This window comes from Pseudomonas sp. CJQ_9 (assembly GCF_043106615.1).
GTDB classification, from domain to species: Bacteria; Pseudomonadota; Gammaproteobacteria; order Pseudomonadales; family Pseudomonadaceae; genus Aquipseudomonas; species Aquipseudomonas juntendi.
The window spans coordinates 15,546-36,161 of sequence record NZ_JBICMS010000053.1; the positions used below are offsets into that span (position 1 = coordinate 15,546).

The following is a 20,616-nucleotide window of genomic DNA, read 5'->3' on the forward strand; positions in this document are numbered from 1 at the left end:
TGCCGCCTCACACCTGGCTCAGGCGCTGCAACTCGCGGCGCACCATGGCGGCGTAAGGGGGCGGGCCGAGCCTGTACAGCTCTGCCGCCACCCAGTTCAACCAGGCCCCTTGCAGTGTCTCGCGCCGGGCCAGCATACGCTGCGCCTCGGCTACGGCAGCTGCGTGGTGCTGCCGATGAAACTCCGCCCGGCTGACGGGCGCCTCATCAGCTGCAGTCATTCACTGGCCTTGAACGTGGTCAGCTCGCCCTTGCGCCATTTGGCAACCTTGCCGGTTACCGCCTTGAGCAACTTGCCCAGGCCTTCCTGTATCTGCTGCTGCGCGGCGAACACCAACATTACCCCTTGGCCTTCGCGAAATACGATGCCTTCGCCTTCCGGTACGGAAACGAAGGCGTAATCACCCACGCCATAGACATTCAACTTGATTTCCCGGAAGCGCATTTCCAACTTGCCGCCTTCGCGGCTGGGCAATACGGCAGCGCGGAAATGGTCGCCAACTTTCAGTTCCAAGCGCTGTTTATCGTCGACGACCAAGGCACTTTCAGTGTCGATTTCGGCCATGTAAAGGCCTTCGGGATTCTGTTCGGTTACATAGATGAAGCGGCCCTGGAACAGTTGGGCCAATTTACCGCGCAAGTCGCCGAGGGCGAACAACGCATGGGTATCAAGTGTGCTGACTGCCAATGAAGTAATCCTCAACCGGTTACAACCCGCCCTCACCCAAGCTCGGGGAGGCACGGCCATGTCTTATCGATAGGCGAAAAGAGTAATAAAGCGATATACGAAATGTCTGTGCCCGCCGACGATGCGGCGCGCAGGAAACTTTACTCTGGTTTGCCAGATTCGCCTTCAACCGAAGGCGTTTGGCCCATTCCCGGCACGGGAAACGTGATGCCTGAGATCACTCGCCAGAAAACACGACCAGGGCGTGAGCCTGCAAGAAGGTAGGCCCTGGTGCGCATTACTGTAGGACAAATATGCCCGAAAACACTGAAACCCGTCGAGAGGCAAACAACATTTTCAGGCGGCGAGCCCTCTTTTCATTTGTTGCTGCCAGGCAGCCTGGCACTCCAACGCTTCCTCGCGCGTGGCAAAAGCGGTACCGCGCCGCTCACCGTTGACCAGCACCACCCAGCAGACACGCTTGCCCAGTGCCTGCATTGTGGCGGGCACACCTGAACCGATCATCACGGCCACATCGACTCGGCTATGCATGATTCCCTCCGGGATTTAAGTAGCACCCTAACGATATAGCCATGATACGCCTGCGCCCAAGGATGAAACAGCGCCGCCCGGTACAGCTGTGTTACGCCTGCAGCAACAAAAAACGGGGCGACAACAAACGCAAAAAGCCCCAGGGATCGCTCCGTGGGGCTTGGCACCGTGCGCGGGCTTAGACCTGGCGCTGGTGGCGGTCGAGCTGCTCGTGGCGCTCTTGGGCTTCGATGCAGTACTTGGTGGTCGGGCTGATCAGCAGACGCTTCAGGCCGATGGGCTCACCGCTGTCGTCGCACCAGCCGAAGCTTTCGTCGGCAATACGGTCCAGGGCCATTTCCAGCTGAGGCAGCAGGCGCTGGTCGCGGTCGATGGCGTTTACCAGCCAGCTGCGCTCTTCTTCGACCGAAGCCACGTCGGCTGGGTCCGACGGCGTGTCCAGGCCTTCGATGGTGGTGCGGCTGAGCTCGATGCGTTCATGGGTTTCGACTTTCATCGCCTGCAGCAGCTCAGTGAAGAAGGCGAGCTGGTCGGCGTTCATGTAGTCATCGGCCGACATGGCCAGCAACTGTTCCTTGGTCATCGATTTCTCTATGAAAAAATGTGCATTTGGGCGATTCAGGTGCCGCCGACGCCTCGGCATCGGCAACGGAATTCTTCAAGCGCCAATCGGCACTCTTTTACAGGGGGCGGCAGTCTAAGGCGCCACGTCGCGTGGAGCAACTGCAAAAGGCTGCGAATTTGCTTTCCGGCACCAGAATCCGCTGGTCGGTGTCGAGCTGGCAGCTGGGGCCAGCGCCCAGATGGGTTGCGCGCCGAGCGGATCGGAGCCGCCCAGGCGCGAACAGTTGGTCACACACTTCAATCAACGGTCGTTGAACTGTGCCTCACGCTTGGCAATGAAAGCGGCCATGCCTTCTTTCTGGTCTTCGGTGGCGAATGCCGCATGGAACACACGGCGTTCAAACCGAACACCCTCGCTGAGGGTGACTTCAAACGCGCGGTTAACGCTTTCCTTCACCATCATGCTCACCGGAATCGACTTGCTGGCGATGGTCGCCGCAACTTTCAGTGCCTCCTCCACCAGCTCGGCCTGCGGCACGATCCGCGCCACCAGCCCGGCCCGCTCCGCCTCTTCAGCGCCCATCAGGCGACCGGTCAGGCACAGCTCCATCGCCTTGGCCTTGCCGACCGCCCGGGTCAGGCGCTGGGTACCGCCCATGCCCGGCAGTACGCCAAGGTTGATTTCCGGTTGGCCAAATTTGGCATTGTCGGCGGCGAGGATGAAATCGCACATCATCGCCAGCTCACAGCCGCCGCCCAAGGCAAAGCCGGACACCGCAGCAATGATCGGTTTGCGGCGGTTGGCGATACGGTCGGCATCGCTGAACAGGTCATCGACGTAGATCTGCGGGTATTGCAGCTCGGCCATTTCCTTGATGTCGGCACCCGCGGCGAACGCCTTCGCCGAGCCGGTCAGCACCACACAGCCGATATTCGCATCGCGCTCCAGCTGGTCGAGGGCCTGGTTGATTTCGCCGACGATCTGCGCGTTCAGCGCGTTCAGCGCCTGCGGGCGGTTGAGGGTGATCAGGCCGACCTTGCCGTGGATATCCAACAGGATGGTTTCGAATGCCATGCAATCTGCTCCTTCAAAGGTTGCGCGCAATGACCATGCGCTGAATGTCGCTGGTGCCTTCGTAAATCTGGCAAACCCGAACGTCGCGGTAAATCCGCTCCAGCGGGAAGTCGCTCAGATAGCCATAACCGCCCAGGGTCTGCAAGGCGTGCGAACAGACCTTTTCGGCCATTTCCGAGGCGAACAGCTTGGCCATCGATGCTTCCACCAGGGCTGGGCGCCCGGCATCGCGTAGCGCAGCGGCGTGCAACACCATCTGCCGGGCCACCGCGATCTGGGTCGCCATATCAGCCAGGCGGAACGCCACCGCCTGATGTTCGACCAACGCCTTGCCGAAGCTTTGCCGCTCGTTGGCGTAGTCACGCGCCACTTCAAACGCCGCCCGGGCCATGCCCACCGCCTGGGAAGCAATGCCGATACGGCCACCCTCAAGGTTGGCCAGGGCGATCTTGTAGCCCTCACCCTCCGCACCCAGCCTGTTGGCCACCGGCACCCGCACATTGTCGAAGACGATCTGGCAGGTGTCGGAAGCGTGCTGGCCGAGTTTGTCCTCTACCCGTGCCACCTGGTAGCCGGGTGAATCGGTGGGCACGATGAAGGCGCTGATGCCGCGCTTGCCGGCATCCGGGTCGGTTACAGCAAACACGATCACTACCCCGGCGTTCTGGCCGGAAGTGATGAATTGCTTGCTGCCATTGAGCACGTAATGGTCGCCATCCAGACGGGCGCGGGTCTTCAGGCTGCTGGCGTCAGAACCCGCCTGCGGTTCGGTCAGGGCAAAGGCACCGAGCATCGCGCCGCTGGCCAGCGGCGTCAGGAACTGCGCTTTCTGTTGCTCGCTGCCAAAGTGCAGGATCGGCACGCAGCCCACCGAGTTGTGTACGCTCATGATGGTCGAGCATGCGCCATCACCTGCAGCAATCTCCTCCAGGGCCATGGCATAGGCCACGTAGCCGGTGTCGCTGCCACCCCAGGCTTCCGGCACCAGCATGCCGAACAGGCCCAGCGCGGCCATTTCGTCGATCGCCTCCCTGGGGAAGCGGTGCGCCTTGTCCCACTGTTCTGCAAACGGCTTGAGGCGCTCCTGGGCGAAAGCACGGACCGCGTCGCAAATCTGTTGTTGCTCGTCAGTTACCAGCATGGTTCACCTCAGTACAGGCATTCGACCGCCATGGCCGTGGCTTCGCCACCACCGATGCAGATGGCCGCTATACCCCGGCGCAGGTTGTTCTGGCGCAGGGCCGACAGCAAGGTCACCAGGATGCGTGCCCCGGATGCCCCGATCGGGTGGCCGAGGGCACAGGCGCCACCGTGGATGTTGACCTTGTCATGGGGCAGGTCGAGGTGTTTCATGGCAGCCAGGGTGACCACGGCAAAGGCTTCGTTGATCTCGAACAGGTCGACCTCGGCCAGTTTCCAGCCCGTGCGCACAAGCAGCTTGTCGATAGCGCCGATGGGCGCAGTGGGGAACAAGGCCGGGGTATCGGCGAAGGCCGAATGGCCGTGAATCACCGCCAAAGGCTTGAGCCCCTGCTTTTCGGCTTGGGAGCGGCGCATCAGCACCAGTGCCGCAGCCCCATCGGAGATCGAGCTGGCGTTGGCCGCGGTCACCGTACCGCCTTCACGGAAGGCCGGTTTGAGCTGTGCAATCTTGTCCAGCCGCGCCTTTGGCGGCTGTTCGTCGTCCTTGATGATCCGCGTTTGCTTACCCTCGGTGACCTCCACCGGAATGATCTCGGCGGCAAAACGGCCACTCTTGGTCGCGTCCTGGGCGCGGGTCAGCGAGGCAATGGCAAACTGGTCCTGGGCCTCACGGCTGAAGCCGTTGGCCTGGGCACAGTCTTCGGCAAAGGTGCCCATCAGGCGGCCTTTGTCGTAAGCATCTTCCAGGCCGTCCATGAACATGTGGTCCATGATCTTGCCGTGGCCCATGCGGTAACCACCGCGGGCCTTGTCCAGCAGGTAGGGGGCGTTGGTCATGCTTTCCATACCACCGGCCACCACCACCTCGGCGGTGCCGGCCAGCAGCAGGTCATGGGCCATGATCGCGGCCTGCATGCCCGAACCGCACATCTTGTTCAGGGTGGTGCAGGTGGTGTGCTTGTCCAACCCGGCACCCAGCGCCGCCTGACGCGCCGGGGCCTGGCCCTGGCCGGCCGGCAGGACGCAGCCGAACAGCACCTGCTCGACACTGGCGGCATCGATGCCGGCGCGCTCGACTGCACCGCGGATGGCGGCACTGCCCAGTTGCGGCGCGGTCAGGCTCTTGAGGTCGCCTTGCAGGCCGCCCATGGGCGTGCGCACGGCGCTGACGATCACAATCGGGTCATTGCTGAGGGTCATGGTCATCCTCCTTATTTGGCAGCCATGCGCAACGCACCGTCGAGGCGGATCACCTCACCGTTGAGCATGCTGTTCTCGATGATGTGCCGCGCCAGCGCGGCATACTCCTGCGGGCGGCCCAGGCGTGGCGGGAACGGCACCCCAGCGGCGAGGGAAGCGCGTACGTCTTCGCTCATGCCGGCCATCATCGGTGTTTCGAAGATGCCCGGGGCGATCGTCATCACACGGATACCGAAGCGGGCCAGTTCGCGGGCTGCCGGCAAGGTCAGGCTGGCAATGGCGCCCTTGGACGCGGCATAGGCCGCTTGGCCGATCTGGCCATCATACGCCGCGATGGAGGCGGTGTTGATGATCACGCCACGCTCGCCATCCTCGCCGGCAACGCCTTCAGCCATGGCGGCGGCAGCCAGGCGCAGCAGGTTGAAGCTGCCGACCAGGTTGACGTTGATCACCTTGGCGAAGCTGGCCAGGCCATGCGGTCCCTGTTTGCCCAGCACCTTCTCGGCGCCCACGATACCGGCGCAGTTGATCAGCCCGTGGAGGCTACCGAAGGCACTTACGGTTGCATCGACTGCTGCCTGAGCAGCCTGCTCGTCGCTGATGTCAGCCACCGCGAAACGGGCATGCTCGCCCAGTTCACGCGCCTTGGCCTCAACGGCCTGGGCATTGAGGTCAACCAGCATGACCTTGGCACCCGCTTCCACCAGCATCTGCGCAGTGGCAGCGCCCAGCCCGGATGCCGCGCCGCTGACGATGAAGTGTTTGTTCGCTATTTGCATGGTCGGTTTTCCTTTCAGGCGCTGGCAGGGGTGGCCTGCTGCGCTTGTTGTTTGGCGACTTCCTGGTTGCGCAGGATGAAGCGTTGCAGCTTGCCGCTCGGGGTCTTGGGCAGGTCGCTGACGAATTCGATTTCGCGGGGGTAGGCGTGCGCGTACAGGCGCTGACGCACATGCTGACGCAATGCCTCTTCAAGTTCGGGGGTGCCGTGATAGCCGCTGGCCAACACCACGAACGCCTTGATCAACTCGGTGCGCTCCGGATCCGGCTTGCCGATCACCGCAGCCTCGATCACTGCCGGGTGTTCGATCAACGCGCTTTCCACGTCGAAAGGGCCAACACGGTAACCAGAGGTGGTGATCACATCGTCACTACGCCCGACGAAGCTGATGCTGCCGTTGCGGTTCAACTCGACGGTATCGCCGCTCAGGTAGTACTTGCCGACGAAGGCCTTGGTCGGCAAACCCTGGTAGCCAGCGAACCAGCATAGCGGCGACCGCTCGCGGTCGACCGCGAGAATGCCCGGCTCGCCGGCCGGCAGCTCGCGCCCCTGCTCGTCCAGCACCACGATCCGATGGCCTGGAATGGCGAAGCCGGCCGAACCCGGATGCACCGGGTGCTGCAGGCCATGATGGTTGCACAGCACCATGCCCAGTTCCGTCTGCCCGTAGTGGTCGTGGATGGTCACCCCCAATTCGTCGGCAAACCAGCGAATCACTTCCGGGTTCAGCGGCTCACCGGCACTGCTGACAACACGCAGGCGGCCCTTGATCGGCGCCGCGAAGGCATTGCCGGCCGCGATCAGCAAACGGTAAGCGGTGGGCGACCCGGCCAGGTTGGTGATGCCCAGCGTTTCGATCACCCGCACACAGCTTTCGACACTGAACGGGCCATCGTAGAAGGTAGTGGCATGGCCCATCGCCAACGGCCCGGTGACGGCGTAGTACAGGCCATAGGCCCAGCCGGGGTCGGCCAGGTTCCAGAAGTTGTCATCGCGGCGCAGGTCGATGGCATCGCGCATGTAGCCCTGGAAGGCGACGATGGCGCGCAACGGTACTTCCAGCGGCTTGGCCGGGCCGGTGGTACCGGACGTGAACATCAGCAGGAACGGGTCGTTGCCCGAGCGCATCACAGGCTCGCATTCAGGCGCGGCGCCGGCCAGGCACTGGTGGAAATCCAGCTCGCCAGTGCGGGCGTTCACCGTGATGAGCGTCGGGCAGGCGTGCACATCGTCCAGCTTGCCCCGGTTGACGCTATCAGTGACCACGACACGGGCGCGAGACTGTTCGAGACGGTGCTCGATGGCCTTGGGCCCGAAGGCGGTAAACAAGGGCTGGTAAACCGCCCCGAGGCGCCAGGTGGCCAGGATGCTGACCAGCAACTCGGGGGTGCGTGGCAACAGCCCCGCCACCCTGTCGCCCGCCTGCACGCCTTGCGCCTTGAGCACATTGGCGAACCGGGCGGCCAGCATGTGCAATTGCTCGAAGCTGTAGCGGGCAGTGTGGCCATCGCGATCAACATGCAGCAGTGCCACCTTGCCACCGCCTACGTGGCGGTCACAGCACTCGACACACGCGTTAAGGGTTTCGAGGTTGCCGTGCAGTGCCCCAGCTACGGTGTTGCCAAGCTCGAACAGGCGAACAGCCTCGGCGTAATCACGCATCGTCGGACTCCTGGTTTGTTGTTTTTGGAGTTAACCATCGGTCCGACGATGTTCGCGCCGCGCGTCACCCGCGGCAATGGCCAAAGCTGTCAATCTGGGTGACCGGTTTGGCCGTGCGCAGGCCGTGCAATGCGCTCGTGCGCTACCCTGCGACGGGTCAAGCCCTGTTCAGACGTTCCCGGGTCAAGCGCAGGGCCAAGGCTTCCAGTGCCTCCTGGCGGTCGCGCATCAGCGTTCGGGCCTGGGCGTCGTAGGCACCACTGCCCAACTGCTGCATACGCTCTTCCAGCGCCTCCATGGCCTGCTCGAATTGCTGCTGGATCAGGGCGAAGTCCTGTGGGTGTTCGGCGCGCAACACGTCAATCCAGAAGTCCCGCTGGCTGATGTAGCGCGTGATGTCTTCACTCGCCTCCCCGGCCAGCACTGCATCGCAGGCACGCTCGAGGTCGGCTTCAGAGACCTCGGCCAACGCACCGAACAGCATGTAGCGTGGCTGGCCGATCAGGTTCAAGCGTTCAGCCAGTCCTGTTCGGTAGGCCAGGCTGACCTCGACTTCCTCTTCGGCATGATCGCCGCGCTGCCAACGGCCATCCGCGTAGCGGCTGTCGATGTCCGCCCTGGCCAGTGCCAGTACGGTGTCAAGGCGGTACAGGCGCCGTGCCAGCAACAGCCGCGCATCACCGGTAGCCACAGGCTCACCGCCCTGGGTGGCGTGGAGTACCTGGTACCGGACCTCCAGGTTGCTGAAGCAATTGGCGAGATTGTCGGCGCAGGCACGTGGTTCGTCGGCCAGCGCGAACAAGGCTTCGCGCAGGTCGCGGTCCCACGACAGCGCCTCGACCAGGGTCCACACCCTGGCGCCCAATTGTTCAGGCGCAAGGCGAAACTCGGCACTTTGGGTCATCCCCACCAACAGTTCGAAGAATGCATCACTGCTCGGTTCGCTGCGCAAGGCCTGCCACTGCTCGCGGCCGCGGGCCTGGTCAGCCTCTGCGCGCGTGCCCAGCCATGCGTGCATGGCCTGCGCTTCTGCACCTTCGCCAAGCATGAGCGGGACGGGCACGATTTCAGGTGCATACAGTTGCTCGCGCAACGCAGTGGGCAGCGCGTTGCCTTCCAGGTCCACGACTTGCCTCACCGCGACCGGGGCGTCGAGCAATGCCTGGGGCAGCTCGGCAATCTGGTTGTCGCGCAGATCGGCATACTCCAGGCGCGCACACCATTGCAGGCCTGAAGGCATGCTCGTCAGCCCGGTACGCCGCAAGCGCAGCCGCTGCAGCCGGTGCAGCCCCGATACATCCAGCTGCAGAGCGCCCAGCGGGTTGTCGTTCAGGTCCAGCCGGCGCAAATTGACGCAGCGCAACAACACAGCCACTTGCCCGGCACTGGGGCGGATGCGGTTGTTGCGCAGTATCAGCTGATTCAGCTCCGGCATCTCCTCGATGCCCTCGGGTAGCTCACGCAAGGCATTGTCGCTCAGGTCTAGCGTGCGCAGGTGCCGGAAGCAGCCCAAAAAACCCGTGGGCAGCGCTGGAACGTGCAAACCTGTCAATGTCAGTTCCGCTACATGGCCAAAGCTGGTCCCCTGCGGCAACGTCGGCAACGCCTCCACAGCCATGTCAGTCACACGCAGCCTTAGGCCGACCGGGTTGTTTTGCGCATCGAACACCCGTTCACCTTCCAGTCGCCAGGCGCGGAGCAGGGCAGAGGCCAACCGGCGGCGCGCATGCCGGGCCGGGCCCATCACGCGCAACATCCAGCGCTGCAGCGCTTCGTCGAGGCGCCGGAATTCCTGCTCCTGCCGCAACAGGCTGTCGAAGGCCGAGCCGTCGATTTCCGCCATGATCCCCAGGTAGCGATCGACATCGTCATCGCTCAACGACGGATAAAGGCCACGCAGGCGGTTGCGCAACATCTGCTCGATCGACGAGGCCGATGGTAGCCTGCTGACGCCACCACCGAGCAGGTAACCCAGGCGACCGTCAGGTAACCGTCGCATCGAGGCGCCCAGTGCTCGAGCCTCACGCCACCCAAGCAGCTTCATCAGCTCCGAGCAACGCGCGGGTATCGCGCCTTGCAGGGCCAGGCGCAAGCTTTCGGCAGCAGACCCACCCGTATTGCCCAGGCGCTGGCGAGACGCGCTCGGCATGCACGTCGCCAGTACCTCGAACAGCCCGGCGGGTTCTGCCACCTGCAGGTCGGCAGGCAGGCCCTGCTGGTCATACAGGGTAAAGGCCCCTTCGCGCCAGACCATCACCAGCGTTCGCTGGCCACCCGCTTGGGGCAGCAACCGCTCCTGTAACGGCCCGAACACTGAACCGTCCCGCAACTCGAGGTTCAGCATGCTTTGCGCAAACCCTTGCCGACGCAGCAGGGCAAAAGCCAGTGCCACCGCATCGGGGTGGCAGCTGCTGCGCAGGTAGAACGATTCGCGCGCCCTGGTCAGCCGGGCCTGCTGCAACGAGGCACGGGCCCGTTGCGCCAGGCCAAGGGGTACCCGGCCTGTGCTTTCCATCTGCGCCCGCATGGCATCGCTGGCGTGGCTCAGCACGTCCAGCGCATAGGCGTGCGGCAAGCCGGGATAGTCCCGCACCAGCAGGCTTTGCAGAGCATCTTCACCGAGGTAGCAACACGAGAAGTACTCGAACATCCGTTCGCGCAGGCGCTGCGCATGCAGCTCAATCAGCGCGAGCTGGGCTGGCAGCGTATCCGCCTCGATATCCAGCTCATGCACGCACCACTGCAACAGCTCGGTATCGCTCACGGCGGTATCGAGCTGCTGGAAAAACGTCGCGATCCTGGCATCCACCGCAAAGCGCTCGAGGGTGTCGCGCAGCTGAACCGGAAGCGGCCGCTCCTCGACCAGCAAACCGCGCAGAAAAGCCTCGTCCACCTCCGTTACTTTCAATATTTGCGCCAACCGCTCTGGGGCAAGCGATTGCGCGGCCGGCCATAACCGCGCCAACAAACGTGCCGTGCCCTGCCATTCCAATGGCCGCTCGGTCACCAGGCGCCAGGCGCGCTCGCCATTGGTTCGCAGGGCTGGTCCGTAAACATCGGGACCCTCTCGGTGCAACAACCGCCAGGTACCGTTGCGATCCTCGCGCACGCTGTACAATGCCTCATCGCAACGCCACCAATGGCCGCTGCCATCGGTCAACAGACCGTTCTCCAGCGTGGTCAATGGCGCTGCTGGCAGCGCCTGGCGGTAAGGGGCCAGATCATCGTGCCACAAGCGTGCCTGGCCCGCCTCGTTGGTCACCGGGTGCAGTTGCCCGACAAAGGCGCTGTGCAAGGCATAGGCCCCGCCAAGCACAGCGCCGTTGACCGCCAGCGAGGTGGCAACCTGCATCACGTGCTGCAAGGCTTCGTGCTGATGGCCCTGGCTCCAGTCACAGAAACCTTCGAACACCTGCCCCAGCAGCTGCCTTGCCATGTCGGCCATCAACAGCGTGCCAACCACCGGCACGAACAACCCGGCCAGGTTCAGCAACACCTCGCCGACGCCCTCCAGGGCCCGCAATCGCTCAGCAGCCGCATTGCTATCGGCTTGCTCGGTAGGTACCGCCAGGTATCGGGCATCCGCCTTGAGTCGCTGAATATGCCAGGCGGCCATTTGCTCGAAAATCGGCGCTGCCGTCGCGAGCCCGCGCGGTTGCAGATCAGGTTCATCATCTTGCAGGCGTGTGGCGAGCAACGCCTGGTAGCCAGCACGCTCGCTGAGCGCAATTCGCCGCGCAAACGCGCCGCGGTACTGGGGAGCGGCCATTGCCGCGACCAAAGCCCGGTTGGCGCTGGGCCAGTCAGGGTAATACTGCAGTGGCCGAGCCTGATCATCCGGCAGGTACAACAGCACCCCTTTTAGCAGCAGTAACCTACCCACCCCACCGACCCCAGGTGACCACGAATCCTGCAACTCGATGGCCAGGGCGCCGTCCACCCGGCAACCCAGCACCTGCAGACCACCCACCCGTACAAAATGACTAGCAGGATGCGTAGGGGTAGCGCCACGACCCAGTTGGCGCAGCATCCGTGCCTCATTGATCTTGAGCTGCCCCTTGAGGGTGGCAATCTCTGTGGCGAGCGCCAGTTCAAGGCGCTTGTCCACGGCCAGGTCGCGTTCGAAGGCAGCGTTCATGACCGCCGCCAGATGCACCTGGTACGCCTTGCCGACATCGGCTTCTCGGCAAGCGGCCACGACCGCGTCGATATTCGCAGCCAGGACCTGTTCGTCACGTTCAGGCGCGACAGGCGGCCGTACCAGTGCGGTCTGCTCGAAGAACGACTCCCTGGCCTTGAAGTTCTGCAACAGCTTTTCCAGCGCAGGCACCCTGACGAAGTACGATTCGAACTGACGGATGCCGCCAAGGTCCACGCGCAGGCGCCGGCGCTCCTCACGCCAGGTCAGCCGATCAAGCGGTACAGCAAGGCCCAGGGCGCCGTTCAGACGCGCCTCGGCAAACGCCATCAATGGCTGCAGGTGTGCGGTAGCGCTGCTGAGTGTGCGCTGGCTGGCAAGGTGCGCATCCAGTGCAGACTGCAGCGCAGCAAGGCCCGCAGGGCTGGCCTTGCTTAGCCAGTCAGGCAAGCGGTTGGCAATGAAGCGCTCTACCGGGTTTTGGAGCCAAGGTTTTGCAGGTTGCGAGGGCATGGTCAGTGTTCCTTGACGGGGATCATGATCCCCGACTGTGCCGCCTCCCCCAGCGGCGGTGGCAGCAGGAAACGATCGCCAGCCGCCAATGCCCGGCAGTCATCCTGAAGCGCGCTCAGTCCTGCTGCCCGACCCCGTGGACAGGTCCATCGCCTCGCGGGTCAAACGCAACAGCAACGCCTCGATCGCCGCCTTGCGCTCTTGCGCCAGCGTATCGAAATCGCGCAGGTAGGCGCCTTCATTGGCCGCCTCCGCACTCAGCCCCTCCATGCGGCCCCAGAAAGGCGCTTCCACGGCGTTGAACGCTGCAGGTTGTTCGCGCCGCAGGTACTCCTGCCAGAAATCACGTTGCGCGATGAAGCGGGGCAACTGCTCGGTAGCCTCCGCTTCACGCACCGTTGCAGCCGCTGCAGCCAGTTGCTGCCGGCTGACCGCGGCGATGGTCTCGAACTGCATCGTTCTCGGCTGCCCTGGCAGGTCCAGCTCTTCAGCCAGGCCGGTGCGATACGCCAGGCTGACCTCGACTTCATCCACATGCTGCCCTTGCGCCAAGCGCGCCTTCACATCCTCTCGGGCCAGGCGCTCCACCTGTTCCAGACGAAACAACTGCCTGGCCACACGCAAGCGGGTGAGCCGTGCGGCCACGGGTTCAGCCTGTTGCAATGACTGGCGCAGATACAATCGCACTTCCAAGGCACTGAAACAGCTCGCGACGCTGTCGGCGCAGGTCCGCGGGTCGGCAGCCAGGTTGAACAGTTCTTCGCGCAATACCGTGTCGTTCTGCATCGCCTCCAGCATGCGCCACACACGCCGCCCCAGATCCTCGGGAATGACCTGGTAATCACGCGTCTCGGTCAGCTCCGCCAGCAACCGGAAGAACGCGCTGCTGCCCTCCTCACGCTGTACGCCATCCCATCGGGCTTCACTCAAACCACGCTGCGGTGCCGCGACCAACGCCAGCCAGCGTTCGCGTGCGCTGGCGATGGCCAGCAAAGGTGCATCCACCGCAGCCTCGGCTGCGCCCAGGGCAAGCATGCGCCGCCTGACGGCCAAGGACAACGGATTGCCAGATAACTGCACCGCCAGCCGCAAGGCCTCAGGCGCTTGCAGCAGCGGTTCTGGCAGAGCACCGATATGGTTGTCGCGCAAATCCGCGAGCTCCAGCAACCGACAACGGTGCAACTGTGCAGGCACCGTCAGCAAGTTGGCACCGCGCATGTGCAGTTCGCGCAGGCGGCCCAACGTGTCCAACTGCAGTGTAATGGCGCCCAAAGGGTTGTGATTCAGATCGAGCATACGCAGGCGTGTCAGGCTGCCAAGGGTTGCAACACCCGCCGCGGTCATGCGGATGTGGTTGCCAGCCAGGCTGAGGTTGGTCAAGTGCGACAAATGCCCGAGGTCGGCGGGCACCTCGCTCAGGCGATTGCCACTCAGGTTCAACCAGCGCAGCTGAGCAAAACAGCGTAAAAAGCTGGCCGGCACATGTTCCACCGCCAGGTTGCTGAGTATCAGTTCAGCGATATGGTTGAAGTCGGTGCCGGGCGGCAGCTCCGGTAGGCTGCGCAAGGGTATGCCCGTCAGGTTCAGGCGCATGCCATGGAACGTCCCGTGCTGGTCGACGATCCGCTCGCCGATCAGGCGCCAGCTGCGTCGCAGTTCGCCGGCAACAGAGAGGCGCGCCGCCTGGCTGGCACTGTTGCGGGTACCCTCCACCCAACGTGCCAACGCGTCGCTGAACCTGCGGTACTGCTGTTCCTGCCGCAACAGATTGCAGAACGCCGAACCTGGCCGCTCCAGCAGCAGCTCCAGAAAGGTCTCCACTTCTTCTTCATTGAAACCTGGATAGAGGCTTCGAATGCGGGCACGCAACACGCGCTGGCTGAAGTTACCCGCTGCGCCCCTGCCGCTGAGCACGTAGCCAACCCGGCCATCGGGCAGGCGCCGAACAGGGTTTGGCGGCATGCCGACGTCACTGGCACCCAGTAATTTCAACAGCGCACCACGCCCCTGCGGTAGCCAGCGTTGCAGGGCCAGGCGCAGTGCACTGCGCGCCTGGTCGCCCTGCCAACCCAGGCGTTGCCTGTCTGCCGTGGGCAGGCACGCCAGCAGCGCTTCGTAGAATTCAAGCGGCCGCTGCGCGCTGGCCTGTAGCTCGGTACCGGCCACGTCATACAGGCGGTAGTGGCCCTCCTGCCGGACCATCACCACGTTGGCGGCGGTTTGTTCCGGCCCAGGCAGCTGCGCCAGCCGACGCCCCGCAAGCGACCCCTCACGCAGCTCCACCTGCGCTGTTGCCGGCCACTTGGCATGCTCGCGCAACAGGCAGAACACCAACTCGTCCAGGCCGGGGTGGTGGCTGCCAGCCAGATACAGCCCTTCACACATGCGCGTCAGCCTGGCCACCTGCAACAGCTCGCGGGCCTCCTGCGCCACCGCCAACGGCAGGCGCGCCTGGGTGCGCAGGATGACCCGCTGTTCGGTCGAGACATGCCGCAGAACCTCCAACACGTAGGCGTCTGGCAAGCCCGGAAAATCCCGCCGTATGAGCCAGGCCTGGGCGTCTGTCACCAGATAGCGGCCGCCCAGGTAGTCCAGCAGCTGGGGGCGCAGGCTGGCCGCATGCCGGGTAACCTGTGCCACCTGCTCATCCCGCGGCAGCGCTTGCAGGCCAAGGGCGTCCAGGCACCATTGCCACAGCTGACCGTCCGCACTGCCGACCTGGGCAAAGAAACGCTCGATTCTTTCACCTGCAGCAAAGCGCTCCAACGTGTCACGTAACGCGACCGGCAACGGTCGCATCTCCACCAGCAAGCCGCGCAAATGTTCCTCTGAAACGTCGGCAACCCTGAGCACCTGCGCAACGCGCGCCGGGCCCAACGATGATGATGCAGGCCACAGACGCTGCAGCAGCATCTGGGCGCCTTGCCATTCCAGCGGCCGTTCGCCGGCCAGTTGCCATGACGCTTCAGCGTTCCACTCCAGGGAAGGGCCGAAGGCCTTGTCATCGGTGACGTCCTGCAAGCGCCAAGGGCCATGCTCACCCTGCGCCCGTACCCGCCAGTAGCTACCGTCGTGGTACCACCAGTGCCCAACCCCATCGGTCCGCAGGCCATTGTCCAGTTCGCGCAGCGTTCCGCTCGGCCGCCCGCTCTGGTAACGCGTCAGGTCGTTCGACCAAAGCCGTTGCTGCCCTGCATCGTTGGTGACGGGCTCCAGGCCATCGACAAAAGTACTGCGCACGAAGCCACGCGCCACCACCGTGGCACCGCCGGCAACCGCGGCCGTTACCGCCAGGTTCTCCGCCACCCCCAGCAAATGCTCGATGGCCTCATGCTGATGGCCCAGGCTCCAGTGCCTGACCCCTTCGTAAACCTCCGCCAAGGTCTGCACGACCATGTCCGCAAGCAACAATGCGCCAACCGTCGGCACGAACAACCCCGCCAGGTTCAGCAGTGCCAACCCTGCCGACGCCAACGCTTGCTCACGTGCCAGCGTCTGGCTGGAATCGGCATCAGCGGTGGGTACGGCCAGGAACCGCGCATCCTCGCGGATCCGCTGCAACTGCTGTAACGCCAAGCCCTCGAACTGCCCCTGCGGCAGGTTGGCGAACGTCGGTTCCAGGTCAGGATCTTCATCGGCCAGCCGCTTGGCCAGCGTAGCCACGAACCCGGCCCGCTCGTGCAAAGCAATACGTTCCACCAGCGCCGCAGACCGCGCGGGATGTTTGAACATCTCGACCAGCTCGAAGTTGATCGCACGCCAGGTGACCAGATGCCGGAGGGCAGCGGGGGCATCGTCCGACAGCACCAACATGACGCTGCCAGCATATCCCTGGTTGTCGTTGCCAACCTCCACCACCAGTGCCCCATGCACCGTGCAGCCGAGCACCTGCAATGGGCCACAGCGCACAGTACGTCCCCTCGAAAGGGCAGTTTTGCGGCCCGCCACGATATCGCGCACTATCTGTACTTCCTCTGCCGGCAGAAGCCCGCGGGTGGCGGCTATCTCCAGTTGCAAGGCCAGGGTTCGGCGCAGGCTGGTGGCCAGTGTTCGCTCAAAGGCAGGGGTGAACAGCCGGGCCAGGTGTTCCTGATAACGTGCGCCCACATCGGTACTGCGGCAGGCCTGGACAAGTCGTGCCGCATCATCGAAGGCCACCTGTTCCGGCACATCGGAAGCGGGGTTTGCGGGGTATACCAGTGCCGTCTCCAGATAAAAGGAGTCGCCGCTGGCAAAGTTTTGCATCAACCTCTGCAACGCCGGCACCCTCACGAAGTAAGACTCATCCGTGGGCAATTTTCCTGGCTCGACCTTGAACCTGCGCCGCTGCTCGCGCCATTCCAAGCGGTCGAGATCCAGCAGCGTGCCGCCTTCCCGGTAAAGGCCCTGGGTCAGCAAGCGGCGGGCAAAGGCATCGATCGGCTCCAACTGGCGGAGTACAGCCGACATTTCAGCCTGGCTTGCGAGGTAGGCGCTATAGGCATCGCGCAGCGCCATGATTTGTGAGGCGCTGGCCCGCCTCAACCAATCAGGCAGAATCTGGCTGATGAAATCATCCGTCGCGCGTTCGAGCTTGGGGTGCAGTGGCACCTGTGGCATGAAGGGGCACTCCTTTGGCTGGAAACCCCCGACGCTGAAGCATTGGCACTGTGTGCAGCAGACGGAATCAGTTGCCAGCGTGGCGCGCCTGGATCACCGCGCGGTATTGGCCCGGGTTGCAGCCGAACCACTTGCGAAAAGCCTTGTAGAACGAACTGGCATCGGCAAAACCCAGCCGTTCGGCGATCTCGCTCATGGCTGGCTCGGCGCCAACCAGCCAAGTGGTGGCTAGCTCGCGCCGCACACTGTCCTTGAGCCCCTGGTAGGTCTGCCCCTCTTCGGCCAGGCGCCTGCGCAGCGTAGAAGCAGACAGGCACAGCGTTTGCGCCAGGTGCTCCAGCGCTGGCCATTGTGCAGGTGCCTGGCGCAGCAGATCGGTACGAATGCGCCGCGCCAGGCTGGACGGGTCGCGGTAACGCACCAGGATGTTGGCGGGCGCTTCGGCAAGAAAACGCTGCAATTCCTGCTCGCTGCGCCGCACCGCCAGGCCAAGGCAATCGGCGGGGATGATCATGCGCGTACGCGGGCGCCCGAACTGCAGGCTTTCGGAAAACATCACCCGGTAATCATCACAGAATGGTGGCTCGGCGCAGCGCAGGTCGATCGCCAGGATGGGGATGCGCCGCCCGGCCAGCCAGCAGGCCACGCCATGCACGATCATCCAGAAGGTGAAGTAGGTGAAGGCACGGCGCGGCTCCGCGCGCGGTTCGTTGATAACGATCTCGGCCAGACCCGGTTGGCGCACCAGGCACGGCTGCAGGTCTTCGAGCATCAGTGCCAGAAAGCCCAGGGCCGTTTCCAAGCCCTGCCCCAGGGTTGGCTGAGCCATGCTCGCACGGCACATGAACGCCAGGCTACCCGTGCGCAGCCCGCGAGGGTCCATGGCAAAGAACTCGTCATTGCAGCGCCGGGCCAGCAAGCGCCACAGGCGCGCATAGGATTGCGCGGCAACGCGCGCCTCGGGCAGCTCAAGGCAACTGGCATCGATGCCGGCACGCGCCAGCAGGGCGGCATTGGCTTCGCTCGTTGGGCAGGTCTGCATCAACGCCTCACGCACCAGTTGCATGGAAATCGTGTCTTTCGTGCTCATCGGTTGTTCCGGGCCCATTCACCGGCCATCTTAGGCCGCTGGCGCGAAAACACCAGCCCTTGGGCACACCGCGCAACTGCCATGGCAGGCCGTCACTGCGGCAATTGCACCTGTGGCTTGGCCTCGGCGAAGATCGACCAGCTGGACATGAACAGCGCCGCAATCAACGGCCCGATGACGAAGCCGTTGAGCCCGAACACCGTCAACCCACCCAATGTGGATACCAGGATCAGGTAGTCCGGCATGCGCGTGTCCTTGCCTACCAAAATCGGCCGGAGCAGGTTATCCACCAGGCCGATGACCAGCACCCCGAACGCGGTCAGGATAATGCCCGGCAATATCGCCCCGGTCAGCAGGAAGTAGACGGCCACGGGTGCCCAGACAATGCCCGCGCCAACCGCCGGCAGCAGCGACAGCAACGCCATCAGCACCCCCCAGACCAGGGCACTGGGAATATCCAGCACCCAAAAAATGAAGCCCCCCAATGCACCTTGGGTCACGGCCACCAGCACATTGCCCTTGACCGTGGCCCGAACCACGCGGTTGAACTTCAGTTGCAAGCGGCGTTTCTGGTGCTCGGGCAGCGGCACGGCCAGGCGCACACGGCGGGCCACATCGGCGCCTTCACGCAGGAAGAAGAACAGCAGGTACATCATGATGCCGAAGCCGATCAGGAACTCGAACGTACCCTGGCCAAAGCTGAAGGCCTGGCTGGCCAGCACCTGGCTGCCCTGGGTCGCCCACTTGGTGATCTTGTCGCGCAAACCATCGAGGTTGCCCACGCCCAGGTGGTCCAGCCCGTTTTGCGCGAACGCCGGCAGCATCTCCTTGCCCCGTTCGACGTAACCGGCAATGTCCAGTTGCCCGCTTTCGATACGTTGGTACAGGGTCGCGCCTTCCTGCACCAGCAGCAGGCTGGTGATGATCACCGGCAGCACCGCCACCAGCAGGCAGATCATGGTCGTGGTGATCGCTGCCAGGTTGCGCCGGCGACCAAAACGCATCACCAGGTTGCGCTGCAGCGGGGCAAACAGGATAGCCAGCACAACCGCCCAGAATATCGCGCCGTAGTACGGCAGCAGGATCCACACGAAGGCAATGGTCACCAGCGCCAGGAGCACCGCAAGGGCTTTGTTCTGTAGGGCAGTTTCGTTCATTGCAGGTCCTCGAATGGCGTGTGCGATATTAGTTCGCGCCGCTTGGCCAAAAGTGCCGCTACATCCGTTGATATATATCAAAACCTGCACCGGCCGCGTGCCTTAGCATCCGCGCCCTTTGCCCCGGTGCGCACCATGACCCTGATCAGCAAGCCCGAACTCCTGGCCCCTGCCGGCACCCTCAAGACCATGCGCTATGCCTTTGCCTATGGCGCCGACGCGGTCTATGCCGGCCAGCCGCGCTACAGCTTGCGGGTGCGCAACAACGAGTTCGACCACGCCAACCTGGCGCTGGGCATTGCCCAGGCCCACGCGCTGGGCAAGCGCTTCTACGTCGTGGTCAACATCGCCCCGCACAACGCCAAGCTGAAGACATTCCTCAAGGACCTGGCACCGGTGATCGCCATGGCGCCGGACGCGCTGATCATGTCCGACCCCGGCCTGATCATGCTGGTGCGCCAGCACTTTCCGGACATGCCGGTGCACCTGTCGGTACAGGCCAACACGGTAAACTGGGCCAGCGTGCAGTTCTGGCAAGGCATGGGCCTTGCTCGGGTGATCCTGTCACGCGAGTTGTCGCTGGAAGAAATCGGCGAAATCCGCCAACAGGTGCCGGGCATGGAGCTGGAAGTGTTCGTGCATGGCGCCCTGTGCATGGCCTACTCCGGCCGCTGCCTGCTGTCGGGCTACCTCAACAAGCGTGATGCCAACCAGGGCACCTGCACCAATGCCTGCCGCTGGAAGTACGAAGCCACGCCCGCCACCGAGAACGCCGTGGGCGACATCGTTCGCGAAGTGCAGCCCACCCTGGGCCTGGGCGCCCCTACCGACCAGGTGTTCCTGCTGCAGGAAAGCAACCGGCCCGGTACCGAAATGCCGGCGTTCGAAGATGAGCACGGTACCTACATCATGAACGCCAAGGACTTGCGCGCCATTCAACACGTGGAACGCCTGGTCGGCATGGGCGTGCATTCGCTGAAGATCGAGGGCCGCACCAAGTCGCATTTCTACTGCGCCCGCGCCGTGCAGGCGTACCGCCAGGCGATCGATGACGCAGTGGCCGGGCGCCCCTTCGACCACGCGCTGATGGACAACCTGGAATCGCTGGCACAACGGGGCTACACCGAAGGTTTCCTGCGCCGCCACGTGCACGACGAGTATCAGAACTACCAGCGTGGCAACTCGGTGTCCGAGCGCCAGCAGTTCGTTGGCGAGCTGACCGGGGTGCGCGTCGACGGCCTGGCCGAGGTCAAGGTGAAGAACCGCTTCAGGGTGGGCGACCACCTCGAGCTGATGACCCCACGTGGCAACTACCATTTCGACTTGCAGCGCCTGTGCAATGTGCAGCGGCAGGCCATCGAGGTAGCGCCGGGCGATGGTCACGTGGTCTACCTACCGATTCCGGAGCAGGTCGCCCTCGACCACGCGTTGCTGATGCGTGACCTTACCCCCGAAGAAGCCACCCACTGAGAATCCTGT

The 20,616-nt window shown here is 63.8% G+C and carries 14 protein-coding genes; 1 reads left to right on the plus strand and 13 read right to left on the minus strand.

Going from position 1 to position 20,616, the window contains the following annotated elements:
- Positions 1–7: 7 nt before the first annotated feature.
- The 13 genes from ACF8SD_RS08995 to ACF8SD_RS09055 all read right to left on the minus strand — a co-directional run bounded on the left by ACF8SD_RS08995 (position 8) and on the right by ACF8SD_RS09055 (position 19,137).
- Complete coding sequence (locus ACF8SD_RS08995; protein WP_173890138.1) at positions 8–220, minus strand: hypothetical protein; 213 nt, start codon at positions 218–220, stop codon at positions 8–10.
- A complete protein-coding gene (locus ACF8SD_RS09000) occupies positions 217–687 on the minus strand; it encodes a hypothetical protein (protein ID WP_033744322.1) in 471 nt (156 codons plus the stop codon). Before ACF8SD_RS09000 ends, ACF8SD_RS08995 begins: the two co-directional genes overlap by 4 nt.
- Before the next feature lie 336 nt (positions 688–1,023).
- The gene (locus ACF8SD_RS09005) at positions 1,024–1,218 is read right to left on the minus strand and encodes a hypothetical protein (RefSeq protein ID WP_173890140.1); all 195 of its coding nucleotides are present in this window, start codon (positions 1,216–1,218) and stop codon (positions 1,024–1,026) included.
- A 178-nt stretch (positions 1,219–1,396) separates the two neighbouring features.
- On the minus strand, positions 1,397–1,801 hold the full coding sequence (locus ACF8SD_RS09010) for a TraR/DksA family transcriptional regulator (RefSeq protein ID WP_003250099.1): 405 nt from the start codon (positions 1,799–1,801) through the stop codon (positions 1,397–1,399).
- 282 nt (positions 1,802–2,083) lie between these two features.
- A complete protein-coding gene (locus ACF8SD_RS09015; protein ID WP_054911760.1) occupies positions 2,084–2,857 on the minus strand; it encodes an enoyl-CoA hydratase in 774 nt (257 codons plus the stop codon).
- Between the two features lie 13 nt (positions 2,858–2,870).
- Positions 2,871–3,998 (minus strand): acyl-CoA dehydrogenase, encoded by a 1,128-nt coding sequence (locus ACF8SD_RS09020; RefSeq protein ID WP_392484272.1) that lies wholly within the window; start codon positions 3,996–3,998, stop codon positions 2,871–2,873.
- An 8-nt stretch (positions 3,999–4,006) separates the two neighbouring features.
- A complete protein-coding gene (locus ACF8SD_RS09025) occupies positions 4,007–5,200 on the minus strand; it encodes an acetyl-CoA C-acyltransferase (RefSeq protein WP_392484273.1) in 1,194 nt (397 codons plus the stop codon).
- An 11-nt stretch (positions 5,201–5,211) separates the two neighbouring features.
- Positions 5,212–5,979 carry an SDR family NAD(P)-dependent oxidoreductase gene (locus tag ACF8SD_RS09030; protein ID WP_173890146.1) on the minus strand — a complete coding sequence of 256 codons (768 nt, stop codon included), beginning with the start codon at positions 5,977–5,979 and terminating at the stop codon, positions 5,212–5,214.
- Positions 5,980–5,993: 14 nt separating this feature from the next.
- Entirely contained in the window at positions 5,994–7,640 is a 1,647-nt protein-coding gene (locus ACF8SD_RS09035) for an acyl-CoA synthetase (protein WP_392484274.1), read from the minus strand.
- A 157-nt stretch (positions 7,641–7,797) separates the two neighbouring features.
- A complete protein-coding gene (locus ACF8SD_RS09040) occupies positions 7,798–12,291 on the minus strand; it encodes an NEL-type E3 ubiquitin ligase domain-containing protein (protein WP_173890149.1) in 4,494 nt (1,497 codons plus the stop codon).
- Between the two features lie 99 nt (positions 12,292–12,390).
- A complete protein-coding gene (locus ACF8SD_RS09045) occupies positions 12,391–16,890 on the minus strand; it encodes an NEL-type E3 ubiquitin ligase domain-containing protein (RefSeq protein WP_392484275.1) in 4,500 nt (1,499 codons plus the stop codon).
- Between the two features lie 67 nt (positions 16,891–16,957).
- Positions 16,958–17,980: an AraC family transcriptional regulator gene (locus tag ACF8SD_RS09050; protein WP_392484276.1), complete on the minus strand. Its 1,023-nt coding sequence runs from the start codon at positions 17,978–17,980 to the stop codon at positions 16,958–16,960.
- Between the two features lie 92 nt (positions 17,981–18,072).
- A complete protein-coding gene (locus ACF8SD_RS09055) occupies positions 18,073–19,137 on the minus strand; it encodes an AI-2E family transporter (protein WP_173890155.1) in 1,065 nt (354 codons plus the stop codon).
- 135 nt (positions 19,138–19,272) lie between these two features.
- Here ACF8SD_RS09055 and yegQ point away from each other — a divergent pair, with 135 nt between their 5' ends.
- Positions 19,273–20,607, plus strand: coding sequence for a tRNA 5-hydroxyuridine modification protein YegQ (gene yegQ / locus ACF8SD_RS09060; RefSeq protein WP_392484277.1), 1,335 nt, complete (start codon positions 19,273–19,275; stop codon positions 20,605–20,607).
- Positions 20,608–20,616: the final 9 nt, after the last annotated feature.

Bases quoted from the DNA above. Each gene is read 5' to 3' on its own strand.
- yegQ (WP_392484277.1), top strand. From the start codon at position 19,273: ATGACCCTGATCAGCAAGCCCGAACTCCTGGCCCCTGCCGGCACCCTC.
- ACF8SD_RS09045 (WP_392484275.1), bottom strand. From the start codon at position 16,890: ATGCCACAGGTGCCACTGCACCCCAAGCTCGAACGCGCGACGGATGAT.
- ACF8SD_RS09010 (WP_003250099.1), bottom strand. From the start codon at position 1,801: ATGACCAAGGAACAGTTGCTGGCCATGTCGGCCGATGACTACATGAAC.
- ACF8SD_RS09035 (WP_392484274.1), bottom strand. From the start codon at position 7,640: ATGCGTGATTACGCCGAGGCTGTTCGCCTGTTCGAGCTTGGCAACACC.
- ACF8SD_RS09040 (WP_173890149.1), bottom strand. From the start codon at position 12,291: ATGCCCTCGCAACCTGCAAAACCTTGGCTCCAAAACCCGGTAGAGCGC.
- ACF8SD_RS09015 (WP_054911760.1), bottom strand. From the start codon at position 2,857: ATGGCATTCGAAACCATCCTGTTGGATATCCACGGCAAGGTCGGCCTG.
- ACF8SD_RS09020 (WP_392484272.1), bottom strand. From the start codon at position 3,998: ATGCTGGTAACTGACGAGCAACAACAGATTTGCGACGCGGTCCGTGCT.
- ACF8SD_RS09025 (WP_392484273.1), bottom strand. From the start codon at position 5,200: ATGACCCTCAGCAATGACCCGATTGTGATCGTCAGCGCCGTGCGCACG.
- ACF8SD_RS09005 (WP_173890140.1), bottom strand. From the start codon at position 1,218: ATGCATAGCCGAGTCGATGTGGCCGTGATGATCGGTTCAGGTGTGCCC.
- ACF8SD_RS08995 (WP_173890138.1), bottom strand. From the start codon at position 220: ATGACTGCAGCTGATGAGGCGCCCGTCAGCCGGGCGGAGTTTCATCGG.
- ACF8SD_RS09055 (WP_173890155.1), bottom strand. From the start codon at position 19,137: ATGAACGAAACTGCCCTACAGAACAAAGCCCTTGCGGTGCTCCTGGCG.
- ACF8SD_RS09030 (WP_173890146.1), bottom strand. From the start codon at position 5,979: ATGCAAATAGCGAACAAACACTTCATCGTCAGCGGCGCGGCATCCGGG.
- ACF8SD_RS09050 (WP_392484276.1), bottom strand. From the start codon at position 17,980: ATGAGCACGAAAGACACGATTTCCATGCAACTGGTGCGTGAGGCGTTG.